This window comes from Kitasatospora sp. NPDC058218, assembly GCF_042882445.1.
Lineage (GTDB): Bacteria > Actinomycetota > Actinomycetes > Streptomycetales > Streptomycetaceae > Kitasatospora.
Window position 1 is genome coordinate 63358 of record NZ_JBHVWC010000054.1, and the last position, 11777, is coordinate 75134.

Sequence of the window (11777 nt, forward strand, 5' to 3'; positions counted from 1 at the left end):
TCAGCCGGCGAACCCGATCACCAGCCACATGAAGCCCACCCCGAGGATGGTGCAGAGCAGGGTGGCCCGCGAGGGGTGCGGGCTGTGCGCCTCGGGGAGGATGTCCGAGGTCGCCAGGTAGAGCAGGAACCCGGCGAAGAACCCGAGGTAGAGGCCGAGCAGCTGCTCGGGGATGGTGAACAGCAGGGTGATCGCGGCGCCAGTCACCGGTGCCAGCGCATCGGCCGCCAGCAGGGTCAGCGCCCGTCGGCGGTCGTTCCCGTACAGCCGGGTGATCGTGTACGTGTTGAAGCCGTCGGCGAAGTCGTGTGCCACGACGGCGACGGCGACCACCGTCCCGACCGTGGTGCCGGCCTGGAAGGCCGCGCCGATCGCGAAGCCGTCCATCACGCTGTGGCCGACCAGGGCCAGTGCGGCGGTCAGGCCGATCCCGGGCGCCGGTCCCCCGTCGGTGGCCGGCGGGTGGACGGGCCCATGGGTGTGGGCGTGCTGGTGGCCGTGGGTGTGCGCCGCGTACTCGCCCTCGTGGCCGCGGTGGATGGCGACCGCCCGCTCGACGACGTGGATCGCCAGGAACCCGGCCGCGAACATCAGCAGCGCCTGCGGCACGCCGTGGATCTCCTCGGGGGCCTGGTGCAGCGCCTCCGGCAGCAGGTCGAAGGCCACCACGCCGAGCATCAGCCCGGCGGCGAAGCCGAGCACCAGATGGCGGCGGTCACCGGTGCGCTGGGCGACGTAGCCGCCGATCAGCGTCATCAGGAACGCTCCGGCGGCGACCAGGATCGCGGTCACCGCACCTCCCCCGTACCGGACACCGTGCCCATCGCTCCTGCCTCCCCCGCGTCCCGGGCGGGCCGTGCCTCCCCGGGGCCGGCCAACCGCCGGCCCCGGACGGCCGCCGTCGGGCTCCACCGTCCGGCCGGGCCCGGTCACCCCCGCGCCCGCGCCCCCAGCCTTGCCCGGTGTCCGGGGCGCCGCCCGCCGGGCGGGCCGTGAGGGTGAGCCGCACCGGCCGGGCAGGGCCCGCCTGCTCGGCGCGCCTCACGGCACCACGGGTGACTCCGCTCGCGAACCGGCGGGTCGCCGCTCAGTGCCCGGAGGCGAGCGGCAACCCGAGGTGGGTGCGGGCGAGCTCGCGCACGCCGTCGCCGTCGACCAGATGGATGTGCTGATGGCCGTCCCCACCGGTGAGGTCGAGCGCCTCGTCGGTGAACCGGCCGGTGGTCAGCCGCAGACCGCGCTCGGCGGACTCCTCGCGGACGGCCTCCGCCAGCGTCCTGATCTCCTCCTCGCCCACCGGCCCGGCACCGCGGGAGGCCCAGACCACCCAGCGCCCGGGCAGCGCGCTCCCCGCCGCCCCCTCCCCGGTGGCGACCAGGCCCGCCGGGCCGCGCAGTCGCACGCTCCACTGTTCCAGCCCGCCGCGGGTGAGCAGCTCACGGACCAGCTGGGCGAACTCGTTGGCCGAGAGGTCCGGCGCGGACGGCACGGTCGCGCCCGCCAGGGCGGCCGGTTCGACGCCCGCCCCGGCGTAGGGGTCGGGGGTCACGGCGGCACCGAGCTGGCGCAGCCGGACCAGTGCCTCGTCCTGTTCGGCGTCCGCGTAGACGCCCTCGCCGTCGTGGTCCTCGTAGGGGGCGGCCGCCGGCAGCAGCCTGGTCCGGGCGAGGGCGTCGCGGTCGGCGTCCACGCTCACCAGGCAGAGCGGCTCCGCCCCGTCGGGCTCGCGGAGCCAGCCGTTCAGCACGACGCCGGCCAGTATCTCGTCGGTGTCGACGGCATCGGCGGCCTGCAGCGCGCGCAACGCCAGCCGGGCGACCAGCCGCAGGTAGTCGGTGGCCCGCTCGGCGGGCGGGCGCGGCACCGGGAGGATCTCGCCGTCCGGGGCGAGCCGGTAGCCGGCCAGCGAGGGCACCAGGTCGGGGGCCGGCAGGTCGAGGTCGAGCACGGCGGTGCGGGTGAGCGGGCGGAAGACGGCCCGGCAGGGCGCGGGCAGGTCCTGGGTGGCCGTCTCCGCGGCGGCCAGCGCCCGCTCCAGCAGGGACTCGACGGCGGCCGGCTCGGCCAGCCGGTACGCCCGCCGGCACTCCTCCAGGGTCTCGTTGTACTCGCGGACCGCGCGGGCCCTGGCCTGCTCGGCCTCCTCGTGGACCCGCCGCGACTCGTCCTCGGCCGGGCGTCCGGCCTCGGCGTGCCGGGTGCGCCACTCCCGAAGGGCGCGCTGGTGGGTGAGCCGGGCCCGGGCCAGCTCGCGCTGGAAGCCGGAGTCCAGCAGTCGCCGGGTCGGTGGCTCGTCGGGGGCGGCGCCGGCCGGCTCGGCGGGGGCGTAGTCCGCCCAGCGCGGTTCGGCGTCAACGGCGTCGCCACCACCCGGGCCGTCGGCCTGGTAGGGCCTGGGCTCGTAGTGCCGGAGCTGGCTCTCGAAGTCCATGGCCGAGACGGGCAGCGCGGCCCGCCGCAGCAGGTCGGCCAGCCGGTCGTGCTCGGCCCGGACGGTGACCGTGCGGTGGTGGGTCAGCGCGGCGGCCCGGGCGTGCGCGGCGACCGACTCGTCCGCACCGTCCTCACCGCTCGGGCGGCCCTGGCCCCCTTGACCACCCTGCCCTCCCCGACCTTGACCTCCCTGGTCACGTGAACCTCCCGGGCCCTCGGTCGCCGGACTCGCCTGGTCCGACGAACCGGGTGACCCGCCGGGCCCGGACGGTCCATCGGGCCCGGACGATCCCTCAGGTCCGTTCGATCCGTCCGGTCCGGTGACGCCGAGGTCGCGGAAGACCGAGGCCAGGAAGCCGGGTTGGGGGGCCATGACAGTGCCCTCGGGCTGGCCGTCTGCTGAGTACTGCATCGGTCGTCGTTCCCCCATGCTCGTCCGGCGCCTGCCCGGGGCGGCCGGCGAGCCCGCAGACCGCCCCTGCCGGACATTGTCCACCGAACGGGTGCACCGGTCAGCCAAGCCTCTCAGTTGGTCCGGGTGTTGGTCAGGTGCAGGCCGATGTAGCCGACATAGATCCGGCCACTGCCGGAACAGTCGTCGAGGTAGTGGAGCCGGGGAGCCGTGCGCCCGCCGCCGATCCGCAGGTGCGCGCCCATGAACGCCCGCCGGGAGACGTCCACGCACTCCGGCACCGGCAGCATCCGCTCGCGTTTCCACTTGGTGTGGCTGAAGACCGTCCGCGACTCCCCGCGCACCGCCTTGCGGGGCGGGAAGCGGTGGCAGCCGGCCGGGGTGTGCTCGCACCACTGCTTGAAGTCACCGCCCGCCTCGCCGCGCACCGCGGCCTCGGCGTACTCCTGAAGAGCCGTCAGGCCGTCCCAGGTGAGCCGGGCCCAGCCCGCCCCGGCGCACCGCAGGTCGTCCAGGGCGAGCGCGCTCTTCTGGTCGCCGGTGAAGGTGAGCAGGGGGAACTCGCCCAACCTGGCCATCAGTTCGGTGAAAGTGCCCGGGGCCACCGGAAGACCCGGTGCAACCGGGCGGCCGGACGGCCCCGACGCGGCGGAACGCCGACCCATCGCGCCACCGGGGCCGATGCAGAGCCGACCGGCCAGCCCCCGGGGCTGAACGCCGCGGCGCAGCCCGGCGGCCGGCCCACCGGACGGCTCGTCGCCCGGCAGCGGCAGCCGGCGGCCCTGGCGGCGCTCCCGGCGCAGGCTGTGCCGCACCCGCTCCAGCTCGTCGGCCCTGGCCTGCTGCTCGGCGTGGTCCTGCTGCTCCTCGTGGGCGAGCGCCGCCCGGGCGGGGGCGTCGTCCGGCCCGCTGCCCGCGCGGACCCCGGGCGCGGGCACCCGCAACACCGGGACGGCGGCCAACGGCGGGGGCAGCGGCTGCTCGGCGGCGAGCCGGCGCGGTTCGCGGGCCAGCAGCCCGGCCGCCCGGCGGAGGTCCTCCTCGATCCGGTGGCGGGCCAGCACCGGGTGCCGGGCGCCGTCCTGCCGGGAGGCCGGATCGACCTCGGGCAGATAGGTGCGCACCGCCCCGCCGTACACGGTGTGGTACTCCAGCGCGACGTTGAACTCGGTGCGGGCGCCCGGATCCAGCACGTAGACGGTGGCGAGGCCGGGCAGTTGCCGGCAGAGCGGACGGACGACGTCCTCCACCCAGGCGTCGAGGGCGTGGTTGACCGGGACGCTGGCCACCACGGTGGGCAGCCGGCGCTCCGGATCGCAGAGTTCGTCGATGAGGCCGTCGACCTCGGCGGCGGTCAGCACCCGCGGCGCCAGCTGGACGGCGGCCGGCCCGTCGGCGGCGTCGAGCAGCGGCAGCAGGCTGCAGGCGAGTTCGGGCACCGGCACCCGGCACGGTGTCCGCACCCCGCTGCCGGTGGTGTGCGTCTCGGCCTCCAGCCGGACCCAGGTGCGGCCCTCGGCCCCGGTCGCCGTGGTCAGCGTCAGCTGGTGGGTGCCGTGCGGGGCCGGGGTGCGCAGCCGGCGGCGGTCGTAGCGCCCGGCGCCGGGGCCGCCGCGCAGTGGACCGCCGTCGCGGTCGAGCAGGACCCGGCCGCCCAGGCGCAGGCGCTCGACGGGGATTTCGGCGGCCTCGGCGGCGACGGGCCGGTGGGCGGTCGGCGGGGGCTCCTCGCAGCCCTCGTGCTTCAGCCAGGCGGCGAGGCGCTCGTCGGCCAGGGCCACCGCGTCGGCGTGCGGGAGCGCGGTGGTGACGGTCATCCGATAGGGCGTCGCAGGGCCCCTGGGGCCGGGCAGACCGGCGCGGGCGGGCGACGAAGAACGGTCTGAGGTCATGCGCATACCTCCGTGGTGCGGTGGTGGGGTCTGTCGTCCTCCATCGATGGGGGTGTGTTCGTCCGGTTCTCCCGGATCCTTGCCCAGGAAACGCCACGGCCCGGAGCGGAAGTTCCAACTCCGGGCCACGTCAATACGTTCGAGTGAATCTGCTCAAGCCGCCCGACGGACCGGGCCGGCATCTGCTGCGGCCGGGCTCAGCCCTCGGCGGGCTCGGCGCCGCTGCGGCTCCACTCCGGCTCCGCGACCGGCACCGCCAGCGGGCAGCCCTCCGGGATGTCGTAGCCGGCGATCAGCACCACGGGGACGGTCCCGTGGTTGCGGCCGACGTGGACGTGGACCGGCCCCGCCTCCTCGACCAGCGAGTCGCCCGCACGGCTGACCTCGACCCGGCCGTCGTGCAGGATCCGGGTCAGCGTCCCGGACAGCACCACCACGTCGACCCGGCCCGGGTGGTAGTGCCAGCCGGTACTGGCGCCCGGGGGCAGGGTGATGGTCTGGACGACGGGCATCTCGGCTCGGCCTCCTGGTCGGCGATCCGCCCAGGCTAGGCAGGTGCGACAGGGCCGGAAACCGGCCCGACCCGATCTGTCCGAAAGTCTGTCCGGAACCCTCGGGCCGCTCGGCCCGGCCACCCTCCGCCCCCGCGGCCCTCGATCGTGCGGCCCCGCGATCCCGCGAGCCCGCGGCCCGTCACCGGGGCGTCCGCCCGGACCGGCGGAGCGGACGCCCCGCTCAGACCGGCACCTCGACGTACGTCCGGCCCGCCGCCACCGCCACCGCGGTACCGCCGGTCGCCTCCGCCAGCCAGGTGTGGAACCGCGCCACCTCGGGCTCCGGCACCCCGACCTCGATCCGCACCCCGGCCGCCTCGTACGCCAGGTCGCTCACCGTGTACCCGGCCGCCCGCAGGTCGTTCTCGACCCGCCCGGCCCGGGTGTGGTCCGCCGCGACCGCGAGCAGCGCCACCGGCCGCCGCTCCAGCAGCCCGACCTCGTCCACCGCCGCCGACACCGCGTTCCCGTAGGCCCGGACCAGGCCTCCGGCGCCGAGCTTGATCCCGCCGAAGTACCTGGTCACCACGGCCACCGTGTCGGTGAGCCCGCGTCGGCGCAGCACCTCCAGCATCGGTACGCCGGCCGTGCCGCCGGGCTCCCCGTCGTCGCTGGAGCGCTCGCGCCGCTGCTCGTCGCCGACCACGAAGGCGGTGCAGTTGTGCCGCGCGTCCCAGTACTGCTTGCGGATGCCCGCGATGAACGCCTGCGCCTCGTCCTCGTCGGTGACCCGGGCGAGGTGGCAGATGAAGCGGGACTTCTTGATCTCGGTCTCGTGGCTGCCCGCGTGCCGGATGGTCAGGTACTGCCTGGGAGTCGGCTCCGGCGTGGCGGACATGGTGCGGCGGTTCTCCCGGGAGTCGACGAAGGCCGGCGGCACCGCCCGACGTGGTTCGGGGCGGTACCGCCAGCCTAGTTGCCCACCGGAGCGACCGGGCGGCCGGCCGGTGGCCGACCGGTGCGGGTCAGCGGCCGGCCAGCGCGTCCAGCCGGGCGCGGTCCAGGCCGGTGAGCTCGACGACCTCGGCGAGGTCGACCGCACCGCAGTCCAGCCCGCGCAGCACGTAGCCGCTGAGCGCCCGGGCGGTCGCGGGCTCGTCCATCACGTCGCCGCCGGCCTTGGCGACGTACGCCGCCAGCCGGGCGGCGGCGGCCGCCAGGCCCTCGCGGTAGAAGGAGTAGACGGCGACGTAGCGGGTCGGCAGGTGCGCCGGGTGCATGTCCCAGCCCTGGTAGTACGCACGGGCCAGCGAGCGGCGGACCAGGTCGTGGTGGAGCTTCCAGGCCGCGTGCACCTGCTCGGTGGAACCGGTCGGGATGACGTTGGTGGAGCCGTCGGAGAGCCGGACGCCGGTACCGGCGGCGGCCACCTGCATCACCGCCTTCGCGTGGTCGGCGGCCGGGTGGTCCATGCTCTGGTGGGCGGCGCTGACCCCGCAGGAGGCGCTGTAGTCGAAGGTCCCGTAGTGCAGACCGGTGGCCCGCCCCTCGGCGGCCTCGATCATCCGCGCGACGGTGGCCCGGCCGTCGGGGCCGAGGATGGCCTGGGTGGTCTCGATCTGGATCTCGAAGCCGATCCGGCCGACCGGCAGCCCGGCCGAGCGCTCGAAGTCCGCCAGCAGTCGGACCAGCGCGGTGACCTGCTCGGCGTAGGTCACCTTGGGCAGCGTCAGCACCAGCCCCTCGGGCAGGCCCCCGGCGGCCAGCAGGGTGGCCAGGAACAACTCCAGGGTGCGGATGCCGCGGTCGCGGACGGCCGCCTCCATGCACTTGATCCGGATGCCGACGTACGGCGGGGCGCTGCCGTCCGCCACCGCGGCCGCGATCAGCTCGGCGGCCCGGACCGCGGCCGCGTCCTCCTCGGCGTCGGGCCGGGGACCGTAGCCGTCCTCGAAGTCGATCCGGAGGTCCTCGATCGGCTCCCGCTCCAGCTTGGCGCGGACCCGGGCGTGCACGTCGGCGAGCAGCGCGTCGTCCGCCACGGAGAGCGCACCGGCCAGGGCGGCCGGGGTGGCGGCGTGCGTGTCGAAGGCCTCCAGCGCCTGGCGGCCCCAGTCGCGGACGGTGTCGGCGCCGAAGACGTCGGCCGGGACGTAGACGGTGTGCACCGGCTGACGGCTGCCGGAGTCGCCCGGGTAGCGGCGGGCCAGGTCGGCGTCGACCGGCGCGAGCAGTGCGTCCACGGCGGCACGGGCCGCTTCGGAGAACGAGGCTCCGCCCACCGGCCCGGTACCGTCCACCTCGACCTGCGACATCCGTACTCCTCCGTGCCGAACCAGCGCTTCAACAGTTTGTTGAGGCGAAGGTAACCCCGCCGGGGTCGGGCGTCAATGGCCGACCGAGCGGTGGACGGGCGGGCGGGGGCGGCTCCCGGGCGGGTCGGCGGGTCAGTCCCTCCCGGCGGCGGTGTAGCGGTCGCGCAGCTCGGGGAAGAGCTCGGCGACGTCCTTGGGGTGCACCGAACCGTCCGGCCGGGTGCCGGCCACGCCGTACTCCTTGGTCAGCCAGTCGGCCAGGCGCTGCGGGTCGGGCTGGTGCTGGTTGGTGTCGATGTAGCTGACCAGCGCCTCGTAGCAGAGCTCGGGGTCGAGCCGCGACGGCACCGGACGCGGAGCGGAGTCGTCCTGGCGGCCGGGGTCCTGCGCGACGTCCGCCGCCGGGGCGAAGCCCTCCTCCTGCGGGTACTCGGCCTCGTCGGCGTACTCGACCTCCTGGGCGTGACCGGGCTCCGGCGGGAAGTCCGCGTAGCCTGCCTCGTCCGGACCGGCCTGCGGCGCGGCCTGCACGACGGGACGGGCTGCCGGCCGAGCCCCCGGCTGCGGGCCGGATTCGGGGGCGGAGGGCCGCGGCGGCTTGAACCACGGCGAGGCCTGGCCCGGCACCCGGCCGCCCGGGGAGCTGTCCCCCTGGGGTCCCGTGGTCCGCACCGGACGCTCGGTCCAGACGTTCAGCTCCTCCCGGGGCTGCGGCGGAGCCTGCTCCTCCTCCCCGGCCGGCTCCTGGGAGGCCCGAAGTCGCACCGCGGCGAGCTTGGCGAGCATCGGCGCGGCCACCTCGGCGGGCACCGGCGCCACGGCGGGCGCGGTCGCCTCGGACCGGGGCTGCGAGGACTGCGACGGCCGGGGCTGCGACGGCTCGGGTTGCGACGGCTCGGGTTGCGACGGCTGCGACGGCTGCTGGGAGTGCGGCTGCGGCAACTGCTGCGGCCGGGTGCCGCCGGCCGCGGTCGAGGGGATGGCGGCAGCCGGCGTCCGGCTCTCCCGCAACTCGGCGGCCTCGCGGGACTCCTCGTCCAGCCGGTCCAGCACCGCCGGATCCAGCGGCACCCCGTACTTGGCCAGCTTCAACGGCAGCAGCGCCTGGATCGGCGCGGAGCGGCGCCAGCCGCGGCCGTACCGGAAACGCAGCTGCGCCCGGTAGACGAGCCGGTTCTGCTCCAGCCGGACGACCTCGTCGTAGGAGCGCAGCTCCCAGAGCTTCATCCGCCGCCAGAGCCGGAAGGTCGGCACCGGGGACAGCAGCCAGCGCATCAGCCGGACGGACTCCATGTGCCGGTCCGCCGTGATGGCGGCGATCCGGCCGACGGCGTGCCGGGAGGCCTCGACCACGACCACGAAGAGCACCGGGATGACCGCGTGCATGCCCATCCCGAGCGGGTCGCCCCAGGAGGCCGCCGCGTTGAACGCGATGGTGGCGACGGTCAGCAGCCAGGCGGTCTGCCGCAGCAGCGGGAAGGGTATGCGGAGCCAGGTCAGGACGAGGTCCAGTGCGAGCAGCACGACGATGCCCGCGTCGACACCGATCGGGAAGGCGTAGGAGAAGGCGCCGAAGCCCTTCTCGGACGCCAGCTCCCGCACCGCGTTGTACGAACCCGCGAAACCGATGCCCGAGATCAGGCAGGCCCCGGCGGCGACCAGGCCGAGCAGGCTCCGGTGGGCCTTGGTGAGAGGAGGGCGTGCCATAACGTCTATCAACCCCTGGGTATCGGCTGCGGCCGTACGCTGCCTCGGCGGCCGGTTGCCCGTTGTCGGGGCGCCGGACGACTGAGCGGCCTCCGGGCTCGGCCCACCGGAGTTTACTCGTACAGCTGTTTCAGCGTCCTCGCAGCCCAGGGTGTCACTGCCCGCGGCATCCGCCGGGCGCGGGGCGGCCGCCGACCGACCGGGCGGTGTGTCAGGACGTCCGCTCCGACGTCCCGTTGAGATAGGCGAGCACGGCCTGCACCCGGCGGTTGGCGTCGTCCGCGGGGGCGAGGTCGAGCTTGGTGAAGATGTTGGCGATGTGCTTCGCCACCGCACCGTCGCTCACCACCAGCCGGGCCGCGATCGCCGAGTTGGAGCAGCCCTCGGCCATCAGCTCCAGCACCTCCCGCTCGCGGGGCGAGAGCCGCTGGAGCGCTCCGGGGCGGCGGGAGGTGCTCTGCATCAGCTTCGCGATCACGTCCGGGTCCATCGCCGTACCGCCGGCCGCCACCCGGCGGACCGCGTCGATGAACTGGTCGGCGTTGAACACCCGGTCCTTCAGCAGGTAGCCGACGCCACCGGTGCCGTCCGCCAGCAGCTCCCGCGCGTACAGCTGCTGCACGTGCTGCGAGAGGACCAGTACCGGCAGGCCCGGGATCTCCCGGCGGGCCTGGAGCGCGGCCTGCAGGCCCTCGTCGGTGAGCGTCGGCGGCAGCCGGACGTCGACCACGGCGACGTCCGGACGGTGCGTCAGCAGCGCGTCCAGCAGTTCCGGGCCGGTCTCGACCGCCGCCGCGATGGTGAAGCCATGGGCTTCCAGCAGCCGGATCAGGCCTTCGCGAAGGAGGTAGAGGTCCTCGGCGAGGACAACTCGCACGGCAGCTCCAAGGTGATGGTGGTCGGACCGCCCGACGTGCTGTCGATGGCGAGGACACCGTCGAAGGTACCCAATCGCCGCTCGATCCCGCGCAGGCCGGTGCCTCGGGTGGGATCCGCCACGCCGACACCGTCGTCCGTCACCGTGACCCGCAGGGTGCCGGCCCGGTACAGGATGTCCACCCAGACCTGCTCCGCACGCGAGTGCTTGGCGGCATTGGCCATCAGCTCGCAGATGCTGAAGTAGACGGCCGCCTCCACCGGCGCCGGCGGACGGTCCGGAAGGCTCACGCACACCTCGGTCGGCAGCGCGCTGTCCAGCGCCAACGCCCGGACCGCGTCGCCCAGTCCACGCTCGGCGAGGACCGGTGGGTGAATGCCGCGGACGAGGTCGCGGAGCTCCTGGAGCGCCCGGGCCGAGGACTGCCTGGCCTCGGAGAGGAGCTCGCGGGCGGCCACCGGGTCGGTCTCCATCAGGTGCTCGATCGTGCCGAGGGTCATTCCGATCGCGACCAGCCGTGCCTGGGCGCCGTCGTGCAGGTCCCGCTCGATCCGGCGCAGTTCGGCCGCCTGGTCGCCGACCGCGTCCGCCCGGGTCTCGGTCAGCTCCGCCACCCGCTTGGTCAGCTGGGCGTGGGAGGCCCGGCCGTCCTGGTCCAGCACCCGCCGGGCGAGCTCCAGGTACCCGCGCACGGCGTACGGCGCCAGCAGCACGCCGAGTCCCATCAGCAGCAGTCCGAGGGCCACCGAGACCAGCGGAGAGGCACCACCCGGATCGATCGGCCCGTACGTCCGGTAGTCCACCGGCGCGGTCACCGCGTAGCCCGCCCCACCCAGCAGCAGACCGGCCACCGGAAGGGCCAGCACGCCTGCCGCCACCGGGCTGGTCACCAACCAGGCGATCTCCGACCGGGTGGCCGGGTCCCGGGCCGCCCAGTGCAGCAGCTGGGCGAGCCTCGCGACGGCGTGGGACCGGTGGTACGAGTACCCCGTCCACCAGTGACCGCGCTCGTCCCGCTCCAGCACCGGACGGGGGGTGTACTCGACCGGCAGCCGGATCCCGTTCGTCCAGCGGACGAGCTGGCCACGCGTCCGGTTCGCGGTGCGGCGCACCAGCAGGCCGGCGACGGACGAACCCGCGACGGCTGCCGCGACCAGCGCGAGCGGGGTGGCCAGGTAGTAGGGCTCCAGCATCGAGGCGACCGACCCGCCGGCGAAGAACGCCGCCAGGAGCGGCAGGGCCACGGTCGGCGTCGCCCCGAGCACCAGCAGCGCCAGCCGGACCAGGCCCCGGCCGCCCGCCGTGAAGGCGGCCTCGGTCTGGGCGCGCACGCCCGCGCCGCTCGTTCGACTCGCTGCTGTCACGGATGCTCCTGAGGCCGGTACCGATCGTCGTTGTTCCAGTGTCGCCGGATCGCATCCACGCGGCACTGGCCGTCCCACCCCGATTCCGAGGTGGACCTAGCACCACCTCCGGATATCCCCTCCGCCATCCCTTCCGCACCGGTCGGGCTACCGAGGCGGGCCCTTGGAGACCGGGTTCCGGAGCGAATGCCCCGGAAACGCAAAGAACCCCCACCCGGAATCGGGTGGGGGTTCTTCACAATGATTGTTCGGCGGCGTCCTACTCTCCCACAGGGTCCCCCCT

Annotated in this window: 9 protein-coding genes; all 9 read right to left on the minus strand. The window is 75.0% G+C overall.

The window, feature by feature from the left end:
• The 9 genes from ACFVYI_RS30020 to ACFVYI_RS30060 all read right to left on the minus strand — a co-directional run bounded on the left by ACFVYI_RS30020 (window position 1) and on the right by ACFVYI_RS30060 (window position 11494).
• Complete coding sequence (locus tag ACFVYI_RS30020; RefSeq protein WP_387891439.1) at window positions 1–756, minus strand: ZIP family metal transporter; 756 nt, start codon at window positions 754–756, stop codon at window positions 1–3.
• A gap of 331 nt (window positions 757–1087) precedes the next feature.
• Complete coding sequence (locus ACFVYI_RS30025; protein WP_387891420.1) at window positions 1088–2845, minus strand: restriction endonuclease; 1758 nt, start codon at window positions 2843–2845, stop codon at window positions 1088–1090.
• 113 nt (window positions 2846–2958) lie between these two features.
• A complete protein-coding gene (locus tag ACFVYI_RS30030) occupies window positions 2959–4662 on the minus strand; it encodes a hypothetical protein (RefSeq protein WP_387891421.1) in 1704 nt (567 codons plus the stop codon).
• A 272-nt stretch (window positions 4663–4934) separates the two neighbouring features.
• A complete protein-coding gene (locus ACFVYI_RS30035; protein WP_387891423.1) occupies window positions 4935–5249 on the minus strand; it encodes a cupin domain-containing protein in 315 nt (104 codons plus the stop codon).
• 223 nt (window positions 5250–5472) lie between these two features.
• Window positions 5473–6129, minus strand: coding sequence for a YigZ family protein (locus ACFVYI_RS30040; RefSeq protein WP_387891424.1), 657 nt, complete (start codon window positions 6127–6129; stop codon window positions 5473–5475).
• A gap of 127 nt (window positions 6130–6256) precedes the next feature.
• Window positions 6257–7546, minus strand: coding sequence for a DUF6986 family protein (locus ACFVYI_RS30045; protein ID WP_387891426.1), 1290 nt, complete (start codon window positions 7544–7546; stop codon window positions 6257–6259).
• A 132-nt stretch (window positions 7547–7678) separates the two neighbouring features.
• Complete coding sequence (locus ACFVYI_RS30050) at window positions 7679–9253, minus strand: DUF2637 domain-containing protein (protein WP_387891428.1); 1575 nt, start codon at window positions 9251–9253, stop codon at window positions 7679–7681.
• Window positions 9254–9464: 211 nt separating this feature from the next.
• On the minus strand, window positions 9465–10130 hold the full coding sequence (locus ACFVYI_RS30055; RefSeq protein ID WP_360639314.1) for a response regulator transcription factor: 666 nt from the start codon (window positions 10128–10130) through the stop codon (window positions 9465–9467).
• A complete protein-coding gene (locus ACFVYI_RS30060; RefSeq protein WP_387891431.1) occupies window positions 10082–11494 on the minus strand; it encodes a sensor histidine kinase in 1413 nt (470 codons plus the stop codon). The genes ACFVYI_RS30055 and ACFVYI_RS30060 overlap by 49 nt, the downstream gene beginning before the upstream one ends.
• Between the last annotated feature and the right edge of the window lie 283 nt (window positions 11495–11777).